The sequence below is a fragment of the Sphingomonas sp. CROZ-RG-20F-R02-07 genome (genome assembly GCF_022662335.1).
Lineage (GTDB): Bacteria > Pseudomonadota > Alphaproteobacteria > Sphingomonadales > Sphingomonadaceae > Sphingomonas.
In genome coordinates, this window is record NZ_JAKNQJ010000004.1 from 294,822 (window position 1) to 308,124 (window position 13,303).

The following is a 13,303-nucleotide window of genomic DNA, read 5'->3' on the forward strand; positions in this document are numbered from 1 at the left end:
TTACGGAGCCATCCGGTCGGCGATCCGGGCCAGGCTCTCGTCGCGCCCGAGCAATGCGAGCACGTCGAAGATGCCGGGCGACGTCCTGCGTCCCGTCAGCGCGACGCGGAGCGGCTGGGCAGCCTGGCCGAGCTTCAAGCCCCGCTCTTCCGCCACCCGGCGTACCGCGTCTTCGAGCGCCTCCGTATCCCAGTGGTGCACCGCGTCAAGCGCGGCGTGCAGCGCCCCCAGCGTCGCCGGCGCGTCGCCCTCCAGCAGCGGGGCCGCATCGGCATCGATCGCGAGCGGTCGCGTGGCGAAGAGGAAGGCGGCGCCGTCCGCCAGCGCGTTCAGATTGGCCGCGCGCGGCTTCATCGACGGCATCGCGCGGGCAAGCAGGTCGACCGTATCCGGCCGGCCGATCCGCGCGGCGACGAGCGTCGCGAGCCGCGAATCATCCGCCTCGCGAATATAATGGCCGTTGAGATTTTCGAGCTTCTTCAGATCGAAGCGCGAGGGGCTCTTGCCCACGCCCGACAGATCGAACCAGGCGATCGCCTGATCCCGGCTGATGATCTCGTCATCGCCATGCCCCCAGCCGAGGCGCAGCAGATAATTGTCCATCGCCTCGGGCAGGATGCCGAGTGCGTCGCGATAGGCGTCGATCCCCACCGCGCCGTGGCGCTTGCTGAGCTTTGCGCCATCCGATCCGTGGATCAGCGGGATGTGTGCATAGACCGGCTCGGGCCAGCCCATCGCGCGGATGATGGGCAATTGGCGGAACGCGTTGTTGAGATGGTCGTCGCCGCGGATCACGTGAGTCACGCCCATGTCGTGATCGTCGACCACCACTGCCAGCATATAGGTGGGCGTGCCATCCGAACGCAGCAGGACGAGATCGTCCAGCTCGGCATTCTGCACAGTCACCGCGCCCTGCACGCGATCGACGATCGTCGTTGCGCCCTCGGTCGGTGCCTTCAGGCGGACCACATAGGGCGCGCCATCGGGCGCTGCGTTTGGCGCGCGATCGCGCCACGGGCTTCGGATGCGCAGCGGCTTCTTTGCCGCCTCCGCCTCGGCGCGCATCGCGGTCAGTTCGTCCTGGGTCATGTAGCAGCGATAAGCATGACCGTTCGCGACCATCGCATGCGCGACCTCGGCATGGCGCTCGGCACGCGCGGCCTGATAGACGGGCGGCTCGTCGGGCGCGAGGCCCAGCCAGTCCATGCCGTCGAGAATGGCGTCGATCGCCTCCTGCGTGGAGCGTTTGCGATCGGTGTCCTCGATCCGCAGCAGGAACTTGCCGCCGTTCGCGCGCGCATAGAGCCAGTTGAACAGCGCCGTGCGGCCGCCGCCCAGATGCAGATAGCCCGTCGGCGACGGCGCGAAGCGGGTGACGACCGCGGCGTTGGGGGCGGCGGCGGACGGGGCTCCGCCAATCCCGGTATCGGTATCGGTTGCGCTCAAGCGCGCCTACTCCCAGACTGTTTGATCGATGGCCTCTTTCGCCGCGGCAGCCCCTAGCATGCGCGTTTCGCGCCGACAATTCGGCGCGGGGGCGGGCGATGCGCTCGAACGCTGGCTGGAGGCGGAGCGCGACCAGCTCGCCTTGTGGGTGCCGGTCGCGATGGGGGCCGGGGTGGCGGCGTGGTACGCGCTGCCCGATGCGGCGGCATGGACGGCGGCGGAGCTGGCGATGCTCGGTCTCGGCCTCATGGCGTTGGCGGTCGGCCGGGGCGGGCGCGCGGCGCGGGCGGCGGCGATCGCGCTGTTGATGGCGGCCTTGGGGGCGATGCTGATCTGGGCGCGCGCGGAGCGTGTCGCCGCCCCGGTGCTCGGCGCGCCCGCCATCGCCAGCTTCGCCGCCATGGTGGAGCGCGTCGAGCCGCTGCCAGCGCGCGACCTCGTGCGGCTGACGCTGGCGCCGCGCGCCGGTGCGACGGGCGTGGACGGCGAACCGGTCGCGCTGCCGGCGCGCGTACGCGTGAACCTCGCCACCGCCGACGCGCCCCGGGGCGTGACGCCGGGCGCGGTGGTGGCGCTGCGTGCGCGGTTGATGCCGCCGGCGCCCCCGACCGTGCCCGGCGCCTATGATTTCGCGCAAGCCGCCTGGTTCGCGCGGGTCGGCGCGACCGGGCGCGGCTTCGCGCCGGTGCGGGTGGTGGCGGCCGGGGCGCCGGGATCGGGGCTGCGCGCCAGCCTTTCGGCGCATATCGAATCGAAGATCCCCGGCAGCGCGGGCGGCATCGCCTCCGCACTCGCGACCGGCGACATGGGCGCGATCACGCAGGACGATTCGGATGCGATGCGTAAGGCTGGGCTGGCGCATCTGCTCTCGGTGAGTGGGTTGCACATCACCGCCGCGGTGGCGGCGACGATGCTGATCGTGATGCGGCTGCTCGCGCTCAGCCCGACGCTGGCGCTGCGCGTCCGACTGCCGATGATCGCGGCGCTGGCGGGCGCGGCGGCGGCAATCGGCTATACGCTGCTCACCGGCGCGGAGGTGCCGACGATCCGGTCCTGCGTGGCGGCCTTGCTGGTGCTGGCGGCTTTCGCACTCGGGCGGCAGGCGATGACGCTGCGGCTCGTCGCGACTGGGGCGGTGGTGGTGCTGCTCGCCTGGCCCGAGGCGGTGGCGGGACCGAGCTTCCAATTGTCGTTCGCCGCGGTCACGGCGATCATGGCGCTGCACGAACATCCGCGCATCCACGCGCTGTTCGGCCCGCACGAGGAGGCGCGGGGACGGCGGATGCTGCGCGAGGGCGGATCGCTGCTGCTTACCGGGCTGGTGGTCGAACTCGCGCTGATGCCGATCGCGGTGTTTCACTTCCATAAGGAGGGGGTGTACGGCGCGATCGTCAATCTGGTCGCGATCCCGCTGACCACCTTCGTCGTCATGCCGCTGGAGGCGCTGGCGCTGCTGTTCGACGGGGTGGGGCTGGGCGCGCCCTGGTGGTGGCTGACGGCGCGGTCGCTCGATCTGCTGCTGTGGATGGCGCGCGCCACCGCGGCGGCGCCGGGATCGGTCGCAGCCCTGCCGGCGATGCCGACCGGCGCCTATGCGCTGACGATCGTCGGCGGCTTGTGGATCGCGCTGTGGCGGACGCGGGTGCGGCGTCTAGGCGTCATCCCGCTTGCGATCGGCGCGCTCTGGGCGGTCACGACGCCCGCGCCCGATCTGCTGGTCACCGGGGACGGACGCCATGTCGCGATGCGCACGCCGGAGGGCGGCCTTGCGCTGCTGCGCGACCGCACCGGCGACTATACCGCGACGACGCTCGGCGAGAATGGCGGCGTGCTGGGGCTGCCCGAATTGCTGTCCGATCGGAGCGACGCCCGGTGCAGCCGCGACGCCTGCATCGTCGATCGTGTGGCGGCCGGCCGCCACTGGCGCATCCTCGCGACACGCAGCGGCTATCGGTTGGAGGCGCCCGAGCTGATCGCGGCGTGCGCGACGGCGGACATCGCGATCAGCGAGCGCTGGTTGCCCAAGGCGTGCCGCCCGCGCTGGCTGAAGCTCGACAAGCCAGTGCTCGTGAAAACCGGCGGCGTGGCGATCACGCTTGGGCGCGGGGGCGTGACCGTCCGCGATCCCGCCGATCGCCACCCCTGGCGCGACGCGCCGACGCTTACGGTCGTGCGCCGGGACCGTTGGCCCGCGCGGCACGGCTGGCGTGGCAGCGATCCGCGCGCCCGCAAAGGCCGTTCGCCTCAATCGTAGCGGCGCAGGATCCCCGACAGTTTGCCCTGTACGCGCACCTGCGCGGGCGCATAGCGCTGCGGATCATAGGCGCGATTTGCCGGGTCGAGCCGGACCATCGCGCCCTCGCGGCGGAAATATTTGAGCGTCGCCTCGCTGTCCTCGATCAGCGCGACCACGATCTCGCCGTCGCGCGCCGTCTCGGTGCGGCGGATGAGCGCGTAATCGCCGTCGAGGATCCCCGCCTCGACCATCGAATCGCCCGAGACTTCGAGTGCATAATGTTCGCCCGACCCCAAGAGCGCTGCGGGCACTGCGAGCATCGAGCTGCCCTCGAATGCTTCGATCGGCACACCGGCCGCGATCCGGCCGTGGAGCGGGATCTCGATCACGTCGTTGGCGGCCTGCGGCACCGGCTTCAGCTCGGGCGCCTTGGCGGGCTTGGTCGCCGCCTTCTTCTCCGGCCGTTCGGGCATGCGCAGCACTTCGAGCGCGCGCGCGCGGTTTGGCAGGCGGCGGATGAAGTTGCGCTCCTCGAGCGCCGAGATCAGCCGGTGAACGCCCGATTTCGATTTCAGGTCGAGCGCCTCCTTCATCTCCTCGAAGGATGGCGACACGCCGGTTTCGTTCAGGCGATCGTTGATGAAGCAGACGAGCTCGTGCTGTTTGCGCGTGAGCATGGCGATCCTCCGTCCAGAACAGACGCCGAACTTATACGGAACATAAAGATTGCCGTCAAGCGATGACGAGGATTTCCGCCGAGTCGCCGGCGCGGGCCGCCGGGGCATTCGCCGCGCGCACGATCAGGCAGTCCGCGCGCGCCAGCGTCAGCAGCATCGAACTGTCCTGGATCGACGACGCGTAGGCGAGCCCGTCGCGAAGCTGTCCGCGTAGATAATCGGTGCGCGCGTTGTTGGCCGGCAGATCCTCGCCGAGCGTCGTGCGAACGGTGGGCGGAAAGGGATCGGCCGCCCCGGCCAGATGCGCGACGAGCGGCTTCACGAACAGCACCGCGGTGACGAACGCCGAAACGGGATTGCCCGGCAGCCCGAGCAGCACGGCGTCGCCCAGCCGCCCCGCCATCATCGGCTTGCCGGGGCGAAGCGCGATCCGCCAAAAATCGATCGTTCCGCCCGCCGCCTCCAGCGCGGGGCGGACGAGATCGTGATCGCCGACCGACGCGCCGCCGGTGGTGACGAGCAGATCCGCTTCGACCGAGGCGAACGCATCGCGCAGCGCGTCGAGCCGATCGGGCAGGATGCCGAGATCGATCACGTCGACGGGCAGGTCCGCCAGCATCGCAGCGAGCATCGCGCCGTTCGACTCGGGCAGTTGCAGCCCCATAAGCGTCGATCCCGGCGGCACGAGTTCGTCGCCCGTCGCCGCCACCGCCACGCGGACCCGGCGCCTTACGTGCAGAATCCCGTGGCCGCTCGTCGCCGCCACCGCGATCCGCGCGGGCGTCAGCCGCTCGCCCGCCGCCACGAGCCGGTCGCCGATGGTGAAATCTAGGCCCTTGCGCCGCGTGTTGCGCCCTTCGGTCATCGGGCCTTCGCCGTCGAGCGTCACCCGGTCGCCGTCGCGCTCGGCCTCTTCCTGGATCAGCACCGTGTCCGCGCCTTCGGGCATGCCGGCGCCGGTGAAGATCCGCACCGTCTCGCCCGCGCCGACATGGCCGGCAAAGGGCCGCCCCGCCGCGCTTTCCCCGATCAGCCGCCAGGGGCCGGGCCGGTCCGCGAACCGGATCGCATAGCCGTCCATGGCGGACAGATCGGCAGCCGGCTGGGTGCGCAGCGCGGTCACGTCCTCCGCCGCCCAGCGGCCCGCTGCCTCGCGCAAGCCGACGCGTTCGGTCGGTAGGCGCGGCGACAGGGCGAAGAGCCGCGCCTGCGCCTCGGCGACGGGGACGAGCGTCACGCCTGCCAGTCCCCGGACTTGCCGCCGCGCTTGGCCAGCAGGCGGACGCCGTCGATCGTCATCGCCTTGTCCAGCGCCTTGGCCATGTCGTACACCGTCAGCAGCGCGACCGAAACGGCGGTGAGCGCCTCCATCTCGACCCCGGTCTTGCCGTCCGTCGCCGCGGTCGCGGTCGCGGTGACGCCGTCGTCGTCGAGCGCGAGATCGATCGACACGCGGGTGAGAGGCAGCGGGTGGCAGAGTGGCACGAGGTCGCTGGTGCGCTTGGCGGCCATGATGCCGGCGACTCGCGCCACCGCGAGCACGTCGCCCTTCTTCACCGCGCCCGCCGCGATTGCCGCGGCGGCGTCGCGTGTCATGGCGATCCGTCCGGTCGCCACCGCCTCGCGCGCGGTGGCCGCCTTGGCGCCGACATCGACCATATGCGCGGCGCCGTCGGCGTCGAGATGCGTCAGGCCGGTCATCCGATCAGCGCGCGCGTGGCCGCCTCGACGTCGTCGGCACGCATCAGCGCTTCGCCGACCAGGAAACAATGGATGCCGTGCGCGGCCATCGCGTCGAGATCGGCGCGGGTGGTGAGACCGCTTTCGGCGACGAAGGTGCAATCCTTGGGCGCATGGCGAACGAGATCATAGGTGCGCGCGAAATCGACGCTGAAGTCGCGCAGATCGCGGTTGTTCACGCCGATCAGCCGCGATTTGAGCTTCAGTGCGCGCTCCAGTTCGCGCGCGTTATGCACCTCGACCAGTATGTCGAGATGGCATTCGCGTGCCGAGGCCTCGATCTCCGCCAGCACGCCGTCATCGAGCGCGGCGACGATCAGTAGGATCGCGTCCGCGCCGAGCCCGCGCGATTCGGTCGCTTGCCAGGGATCGACCATGAAGTCCTTGCGGATCACCGGCAGCGAACAGGCGGCGCGCGCCTCGACCAGATCGGTGTCGCAGCCCTTGAACCATTCCTCGTCGGTCAGCACCGACAGGCACGCGGCGCCCCCGGCCTCGTAGGCGCGGGCATGCGCGGGCGGATCGAAATCGCTGCGGATCAGGCCCTTGGAGGGACTCGCGCGCTTGATCTCGGCGATGAGCGCCGGGCCGGACTTCGCATCGAGCGCGGCGCGAAAGCCGCGCACCGGGGTGGCGGCGGCGATGCGCTCGTCGAGCACCGACAGCGGCGTCGTCGCCTTGCGCGCGGCCACTTCGGCGCGCTTCGTCTCGAGGATTCGTTGCAGCATGTTCATCGGTAGGCGATCCATCGCTCGAGCAGCGCAAGCGCCGCCCCGTCATCCAACACCGCGCCTGCGGCTTCGGCTCCGGCGGCCAGCGAGCCGCTGTGCCCCGCCACCATCAATCCCGCCGCGGCATTCAGCAGCACCGCGTCGCGGTATGCGCCGCGCTCCCCCTCCAGCAGCCGGCGGAGCGCCGCGGCATTGTAAGCCGGATCGCCGCCGCGGATCGCGGCGATCGGGGTGCGGGGCAGGCCGGCATCCTCGGGCGCGACGCGCGCGGGCAAGGCGACGCGACCCACCGCGCGCACGACGCTGGGGCCGGCAGCCGACAGTTCGTCCAGCCCTTCCTCGCCCGAGACGACCAAGGCCGCCTCGGTGCCGAGCTGTTCGAGCGCGTCGGCATAGACGGCCACGTAATCGGGCCGCGCGATCCCGATCAGCTGGCGCGTGACGCCCGCTGGATTGGCGAGCGGGCCCATCAGGTTGAAGATCGTCCGCCGCCCGATGCGTTTGCGGATGGGGGTGATGCGCGCCATCGCCGGATGGTGGTTGGCCGCGAACAGGAACGCGATGCCGATGGCGTGGAGGCTCGCCTCGGCCGAAGCGCCGGCGCGTTCCATGTCGAGGCCGAGCGCCTCCAGCGTGTCCGCGGCGCCCGCCTTGCTGGAGGCGGCGCGGTTGCCATGCTTGGCCACCGGCACGCCGCACGCCGCGACGACGAGGCTGACCGCGGTGGAAACGTTCAGCGTGTGATGACCGTCGCCGCCGGTGCCGCACACGTCGATCGTGCCGGCGGGCGCCGTGATCGGGATCAGCCGGGCGCGCAGCGCACGCGCGGCCTCCGCGATCTCGATGCTGGTCTCGCCGCGGTCGGTCAGCCCGATCAGGAACGCGGCGATCGCGTCGTCCGAGGCGCGGCCCTCCAGCAGATCCTCGAACGCGGCGCGCGCGCTTTCGCGCGACAGCGGCGTCGTCGGATCGGGCAGCAGCGTGGTCACCGTCATGGCCTGGGCGTCAGTCGTTCGGGCAGCGTGTGCGCGATGCCCGCCAGCCGCAGGAAGTTCGCGAGCATCGCATGGCCGTGTTCGGTGGCGATGCTCTCGGGGTGGAACTGCACGCCGTGGATGGGCAGCGTCGCGTGGCGGAAGCCCATGACGATGCCGTCCACAGTGCGGGCGTTGACGACGAGCGTGTCGGGCGCGTCGTTCACGATCAGCGAATGGTAGCGCGTCGCGGTAAAGGGCGAGGGCAGGCCGGCGAACAGTCCGGTGCCGTCATGGTCGATCGGCGAGGTCTTGCCGTGCATCAGCCCGCCGCGCTCGACCCGGCCGCCGAAATGCTGGCCGATCGCCTGATGGCCGAGGCACACGCCCAGCAGCGGCCGGCCGCTGTCGGCGGCCGCAGCGACGAGGTCGAGCGAGATGCCCGCCTCGTTGGGCGTGCACGGCCCCGGCGACAGCAGAAATGCCTGGGCCCCCGAGGACAGCGCCTGCCCAGCGGACATCGCATCGTTGCGCACCACCTCGACCTCGGCCCCCAGCTCCATGAGATAGTGGACGAGGTTCCAGGTGAAGCTGTCGTAATTGTCGACGACGAGGATCATGGGGCGCGCTTGTAGACGAAGGCGCCGGGCGTGCAACGGCTGGTTGCGGTGGTGAAATCCGCACGCGCGCTGGCGGTGGTGGACGGCGCACCCATATTCGTTGCGGAGCTATGCGCGTTTTGCGACGTTACGCCTTCAAAGGAGAAGCTCATGTACCGGACCCTGCTCGCCGCCGCCCTCATTCTCGCCCCCGGACTGGCCGCCGCGCAGGACCAGCAGGCGGCCACCGGACAGCCGCCCAAGCGCATCCGGAGCGTGTCGCTGCTGCCCGACCAGAAATGCCCGGCTTCGACCGCGACCGAGGTTGTGGTGTGCAGCCCGATAGGCAACCCCTACCGCATTCCCAAGGCGCTGCGCGACACTGGTCCGATCGCCGCCTCCAACCAGAGCTGGGTGAACCGCACCGCGACCGCGGACCAGATCGGCCGAGTCGCCGGAGGCCTGCCGGACACCTGCTCCCCGGTCGGCACGGGCGGGCAGTCGGGCTGTTCGATCCTGCGCAACCAGGAATATGCCGCCGATCGTCGCGCGCAAAAAGCTGGCGCCGACAGCGTTCCTTGAGCTGCCGGATCTAACTTACTGGCCGAAGTTCGGATCGGCTGCCCGCGCGATCGCGTCGCGGGCGGCGGCCAGGATCGCACCCGCCTTCGCCTCGCACTCGCGCTGTTCGGAGGCAGGATCGCTGTCTGCCACGATCCCGGCGCCAGCCTGCGCATGGACGACGCCGTCCTTCACCACAGCGGTGCGCAGCACGATGCACGAATCCATCGATCCGTCGGGCGAGAAATAGCCGACGCCGCCGGCATAGGCGCCGCGGCGTTCGGGTTCGAGTTCGCCGATGATCTGACACGCGCGTACCTTGGGCGCACCGCTCACCGTACCCGCCGGAAAACCCGCGAACAGCGCGTCCAGCGCATCCTTCTGCGGCGACAGCGTGCCCACGACGTTCGACACGATGTGCATCACATGGCTGTAGAGTTCGACGGTATAGCTGTCGGTCACGCGCACGCTGCCGGGCGCGGCGGCGCGGCCGACATCGTTGCGGCCGAGATCGAGCAGCATCAGATGCTCGGCGCGTTCCTTGGGATCGGCGAGCAGGCTGGTGCGGTTCGCGTCGTCCTCGGCCGACGTGCGTCCCCGCGGCCGTGTGCCCGCGATCGGGCGGATCGTCACCTCGCCGTCGCGCACCCGCACCAGGATCTCGGGGCTCGACCCGATCAGCGCGAAGCCCGGCAGATCGAGATGGTAGAGGAAGGGCGAGGGATTGATCCGCCGGAGCGAGCGATAGAGTTCGAAAGGCGGCAGCGCGAAATCGGTGCTGAAACGCTGCGCCAGCACGACCTGAAAGATATCGCCCGCGACGATATAATCCTTCGCGCGCGCCACCATCTCGCCATAGCGACCGGGGGGAAGCGCCGGGGTATAGACCGGCTCCGCCAGCGGCGCGCGTACCGGCGGGGGCAGGGGCGTGTTCGCCAGCCGGGCGGCCAGCGCGTCGAGCCGCTCTTCCGCTTCGGCGACGATCGCGGCCGGGTCGCGCTGCGCATCGGGCCAGGCCGGCGCGACCGTGTAGAGCGTGTCGGCCAGCCGATCGAACACCAGCACGACCGAGGGCCGCACGAACATCATGTCGGGCAGGCCCAGCGGATCGGCCACGGGCTGTGGCAGCGTCTCGACCAGCCCAACCGTCTCATAGCCGAAATAGCCGACCAGGCAGGCGAGCGCGCCCGGAAGCCCCTCGGGCACCTCGGCGCGGCATTCGGCGACCAGCGCGCGCAAGGCGGCGAGCGTGGGAATGCCGGCCGGTTCGAAAGCACCGCGATCGGTCGCCCAATGGCGGTTGATCGCGGCGTTGTCGCCCTCGGCGCGGAAGACGAGATCGGGGGCGAGGCCGATCAGACTGTAGCGCCCACGCGTCGCGCCGCCTTCCACCGATTCGAGCAGGAAATCGCCGCGCCCGGGCTCGATGAGCTTCAGCGCCGCCGCGACCGGCGTCTCGGTATCGGCCACTGCGCGCCGCCAGAGCAGCGCCGGGCGGCCGCCCTGCAGCGCGGCGTGCGCGTCAGTTGGCAGCGGAGCCACCCTGGCCGAGCAGCCCGGCGCGCACGCGGGCGACCGCGGCGGCGTCGATCTTCACGCCCACCTGCGCGCGGACGGCCTTGGCGAACTGCTCGACATATTCGCGGCCCACGCCGCGCGCGAGGTCGCTGCGCGTGGCGAGCAGCATCGCCTGGTTGCCGGCCGCATCGCCCGGCACGATGGTGTCGAGCTTGATGACGTACCAGCCGGCGCCGTTCGGCGCCTCGAGCAGCTTGGCGCTGCCCTTGGCCATCGAGAACATCAGCGCGAGAGGCGGCGGCACGCCCTGGGGGTTGGCCGCCAGTTGCGCGCGCGACGCGGCGATCGGGCGCGACGGCGGCAGCGCCGTGCCGCTCTGCGCGAGCGCGGCCTGGAGCGGCGTGCCCTTGTTCACGCTGGCCAGCACCGTGCCCGCCACCTTGCGCGCGGCGATGCGGGCGCGGTCGGCCTGGATGTCGGCGGCGACCTGTGCCTTCACCTGCGCCAGCGGACGCGGCGCGGCGGGCACGATCCGGCCGAGCGCCACGACCGCGAAGCTGCCATCGGCGCCGGTCTGCACGAGCTGCGGCGCATCGCCGTCGCGCGCGGCATAGCCGGCGGCATAGACCTGCGCGAGCGTGGGGTCGGGCTTGGCCTCGGGATGATCGGGATCGACGCCCGTCTGGAGGACGCCGGGCGTGGTCTGCGGGCTGAGCTTCTGATCGGCGATCACCTCGTCGAACGTGGCGTTCTTGCCGAGCGAATCGTCGATCGAGTCGTGGATGGCGGATAGCGCTTGGAGCGTCTTGGTCTTGCCGAGTTCGGTCGCGAGCGCGTCGTGCGCCTGGGCGAGCGTCTTGCCCGGGTCCTGCCGCACCGCCTCGACGCGCGCGACCGTCCAGCCGAGCGCACCGCGGATCGGGCCGACCACCGCACCCTTGGCGGCGGCGAACACCGCATCCGCCACGGCGGGGGCGGTCGTGCCGGCATAGGCCGGTTTCGTCACGTCGGTCTGGGTGGAGGCTTCGAGCCCCGCCGCGCGGGCGGCGTCGGCGATCGGCGTGCCGGCCTTCACCTTGGCGGCGATGGCGTTGGCACCCGCCTGGTCGATCGTCACGACCTGGACGATCGTGCGCTTCTCGGCCGGCGCGAAGCGGGCCGCCTGCGCCTTATAGGCGGCAGCGATCTCGGCATCGGTGGGCGTCGCGCGCGTTTTCATCGCATCGGCGGTGATGACGGCATAGCGGATCACGCGGCGCTGCGGCACGGTGTAGCGCGCGGCGTTGCGCTGATAGAAGGCGGCGATCTCGCCGTCGGTCGGCATAGCGCCCTTGGCCATGGCGGCGGCGGGGACGAAGCCGATCGAACCGGCGCGCTTTTCGAGCAGCAGCGAGGCATAGGGCAGCGCCAGTTGCTGCGGCACCTGCGTCGCGCCCATGTTCGGTTGGATGAGCTGTTGCGCCAGCGTGTCGCGCGCGATGTCGCTGCGAATCTGCATGTCGGTCAGGTGGCGCTGCTGGAGCAACTGCTGATAGATCTGCGGCGAGAATTTGCCCGTGGGGCCCTGGAGGCCGGGGATGCTGGCGATCTGCCCGTCGACCGCGCGGCGGCTGACGACCATGCCCTGATCCGCGCCGAACTGATCGAGCGCGAGCGAGGTGATCGAGCGCTCCAGCGTGCCGTCGAGCCCGCCCTGCGTGACGAAGGTCGCCATGTCGAGCGTCGGCTGCTGCTGGCGGAACGTCTCCATCTCGTTCTGCACGCGCGCGCGCAGCTCGGCGGCGGTGAGCGTGGTCTTGCCCACCTTCGCCACGTCGTCCGCGGTCATCCCGCCCGCGCCGTTGGTGCGCAGCCCGGTCACGTCGCCCGCCGCGAACGCCAGCGCGATGACCCCGAGCACGATGAAGGTGACGACGATGCCGGCCTTGGAATTGATGATGCGGCGAAAGAAACCGAGCATGGACGACCGATCGTGATGGAGAATGCCCCGTCGCTTTAGGGGGCAGGGCAGCGGGCTTCAAGCGGGCGCCTGCATGCGCTACCGGGCAGACTTGAACGAGAAGGGGATGGGAATGGCGCGTCGCAAGCTGGTGGCCGGCAATTGGAAGATGCATGGATCGCTCGGCAGCCTGTCGGAGCTGGACGGCGTGGCGGCGGCGGCGCGGCAGGCGCCGGGCATCGACGTCGCGGTGGCGGTGCCCTTTACGCTGATCGCGCCCGCCGCGTTGCGCGTGCCGGGCTTGGCGATCGGCGCGGAGGACGTGCACGAGGCCGAGCGGGGCGCACATACCGGCTGCGTCTCGGCGGCGATGGTGAAGGAGGCAGGCGCCACCTTTACGCTCGCGGGGCATAGCGAACGCCGCGCCGATCAGCACGAGACCAGCCACGACGCCTGGGCGAAGGCCGCAGCGGCGCACCGGGCGGGGCTTCGCGTCATCCTGTGCTGCGGCGAGACCGAGGCGGAGCACAATGCCGGCCGCGCCGAGCGCGTCGTCCAGTCGCAGATCGAGAAATCGGTGCCCGACGATGCGGATGGCGACTGGTTCACGCTCGCCTATGAACCGCGCTGGGCGATCGGCACCGGCCGCACGCCGACGCTGGAGCAGATCGGGGCGATGCACGCGATCGCGCGCGCCAAGCTGGCCACGATGATCGGCGATCGCGCACAGGCGGTGCGGATTCTCTATGGCGGATCGGTGACCGGCGACAATGCGGGCGCGATTCTTGCGGTCGAGCATGTCGACGGCGCGCTGGTCGGCGGCGCGAGCCTCACCGCGGCGAAGTTCGTGCCGATCATCGCGGCGGCGGCCGACGCCTAGGC

General features: G+C 70.9%; 13 protein-coding genes. 3 read left to right on the forward strand and 10 right to left on the reverse strand.

The annotated features are described in order from the left end of the window. Complete coding sequence (gltX, locus tag L8H00_RS09060) at window positions 1-1,419, reverse strand: glutamate--tRNA ligase (RefSeq protein ID WP_242097071.1); 1,419 nt, start codon at window positions 1,417-1,419, stop codon at window positions 1-3. A gap of 85 nt (window positions 1,420-1,504) precedes the next feature. Here gltX and L8H00_RS09065 point away from each other — a divergent pair, with 85 nt between their 5' ends. Continuing rightward, the gene (locus L8H00_RS09065; protein ID WP_242096962.1) at window positions 1,505-3,700 is read left to right on the forward strand and encodes a ComEC/Rec2 family competence protein; all 2,196 of its coding nucleotides are present in this window, start codon (window positions 1,505-1,507) and stop codon (window positions 3,698-3,700) included. Here the strand turns inward: L8H00_RS09065 and lexA are convergent. From lexA to L8H00_RS09100, 7 genes are read right to left on the reverse strand one after another with little or no spacing between them, the layout of a single operon-like run. Continuing rightward, window positions 3,691-4,359 carry a transcriptional repressor LexA gene (gene lexA / locus L8H00_RS09070; protein ID WP_242096963.1) on the reverse strand — a complete coding sequence of 223 codons (669 nt, stop codon included), beginning with the start codon at window positions 4,357-4,359 and terminating at the stop codon, window positions 3,691-3,693. The genes L8H00_RS09065 and lexA overlap by 10 nt on opposite strands. Window positions 4,360-4,414: 55 nt before the next feature. Then, entirely contained in the window at window positions 4,415-5,596 is a 1,182-nt protein-coding gene (glp, locus tag L8H00_RS09075; protein ID WP_242096964.1) for a gephyrin-like molybdotransferase Glp, read from the reverse strand. Next, window positions 5,593-6,060, reverse strand: coding sequence for a cyclic pyranopterin monophosphate synthase MoaC (gene moaC, locus L8H00_RS09080; RefSeq protein ID WP_242096965.1), 468 nt, complete (start codon window positions 6,058-6,060; stop codon window positions 5,593-5,595). The genes glp and moaC overlap by 4 nt, the downstream gene beginning before the upstream one ends. Beyond that, window positions 6,057-6,833: an indole-3-glycerol phosphate synthase TrpC gene (trpC, locus tag L8H00_RS09085; protein WP_242096966.1), complete on the reverse strand. Its 777-nt coding sequence runs from the start codon at window positions 6,831-6,833 to the stop codon at window positions 6,057-6,059. Before trpC ends, moaC begins: the two co-directional genes overlap by 4 nt. After that, window positions 6,830-7,825: an anthranilate phosphoribosyltransferase gene (gene trpD, locus L8H00_RS09090; RefSeq protein ID WP_242096967.1), complete on the reverse strand. Its 996-nt coding sequence runs from the start codon at window positions 7,823-7,825 to the stop codon at window positions 6,830-6,832. Before trpD ends, trpC begins: the two co-directional genes overlap by 4 nt. Beyond that, window positions 7,822-8,424, reverse strand: coding sequence for an aminodeoxychorismate/anthranilate synthase component II (locus tag L8H00_RS09095; protein ID WP_242096968.1), 603 nt, complete (start codon window positions 8,422-8,424; stop codon window positions 7,822-7,824). Before L8H00_RS09095 ends, trpD begins: the two co-directional genes overlap by 4 nt. After that, window positions 8,421-8,576 (reverse strand): hypothetical protein, encoded by a 156-nt coding sequence (locus tag L8H00_RS09100; protein ID WP_242096969.1) that lies wholly within the window; start codon window positions 8,574-8,576, stop codon window positions 8,421-8,423. The genes L8H00_RS09095 and L8H00_RS09100 overlap by 4 nt, the downstream gene beginning before the upstream one ends. On the opposite strand from L8H00_RS09100, the gene L8H00_RS09105 reads away from it, so the two are divergent. After that, a complete protein-coding gene (locus L8H00_RS09105) occupies window positions 8,575-8,985 on the forward strand; it encodes a hypothetical protein (RefSeq protein WP_242096970.1) in 411 nt (136 codons plus the stop codon). The two genes, L8H00_RS09100 and L8H00_RS09105, sit on opposite strands and share 2 nt — an antisense overlap. 15 nt (window positions 8,986-9,000) lie before the next feature. Here L8H00_RS09105 and trpE read toward each other — a convergent pair whose 3' ends face one another. Then, window positions 9,001-10,506, reverse strand: a complete 1,506-nt coding sequence (trpE, locus tag L8H00_RS09110) for an anthranilate synthase component I (protein WP_242096971.1) — start codon at window positions 10,504-10,506, stop codon at window positions 9,001-9,003. Further along, on the reverse strand, window positions 10,487-12,442 hold the full coding sequence (locus tag L8H00_RS09115) for a peptidylprolyl isomerase (protein ID WP_242096972.1): 1,956 nt from the start codon (window positions 12,440-12,442) through the stop codon (window positions 10,487-10,489). The genes trpE and L8H00_RS09115 overlap by 20 nt, the downstream gene beginning before the upstream one ends. Window positions 12,443-12,554: 112 nt before the next feature. On the opposite strand from L8H00_RS09115, the gene tpiA reads away from it, so the two are divergent. After that, window positions 12,555-13,301, forward strand: coding sequence for a triose-phosphate isomerase (gene tpiA / locus L8H00_RS09120; RefSeq protein WP_242096973.1), 747 nt, complete (start codon window positions 12,555-12,557; stop codon window positions 13,299-13,301). Window positions 13,302-13,303: the final 2 nt, after the last annotated feature.

Bases quoted from the DNA above. Each gene is read 5' to 3' on its own strand.
- moaC (WP_242096965.1), bottom strand. From the start codon at position 6,060: ATGACCGGCCTGACGCATCTCGACGCCGACGGCGCCGCGCATATGGTC.
- trpC (WP_242096966.1), bottom strand. From the start codon at position 6,833: ATGAACATGCTGCAACGAATCCTCGAGACGAAGCGCGCCGAAGTGGCC.
- L8H00_RS09100 (WP_242096969.1), bottom strand. From the start codon at position 8,576: ATGAGCTTCTCCTTTGAAGGCGTAACGTCGCAAAACGCGCATAGCTCC.
- L8H00_RS09105 (WP_242096970.1), top strand. From the start codon at position 8,575: ATGTACCGGACCCTGCTCGCCGCCGCCCTCATTCTCGCCCCCGGACTG.
- L8H00_RS09115 (WP_242096972.1), bottom strand. From the start codon at position 12,442: ATGCTCGGTTTCTTTCGCCGCATCATCAATTCCAAGGCCGGCATCGTC.
- L8H00_RS09065 (WP_242096962.1), top strand. From the start codon at position 1,505: ATGCGCGTTTCGCGCCGACAATTCGGCGCGGGGGCGGGCGATGCGCTC.
- tpiA (WP_242096973.1), top strand. From the start codon at position 12,555: ATGGCGCGTCGCAAGCTGGTGGCCGGCAATTGGAAGATGCATGGATCG.
- trpD (WP_242096967.1), bottom strand. From the start codon at position 7,825: ATGACGGTGACCACGCTGCTGCCCGATCCGACGACGCCGCTGTCGCGC.
- L8H00_RS09095 (WP_242096968.1), bottom strand. From the start codon at position 8,424: ATGATCCTCGTCGTCGACAATTACGACAGCTTCACCTGGAACCTCGTC.
- lexA (WP_242096963.1), bottom strand. From the start codon at position 4,359: ATGCTCACGCGCAAACAGCACGAGCTCGTCTGCTTCATCAACGATCGC.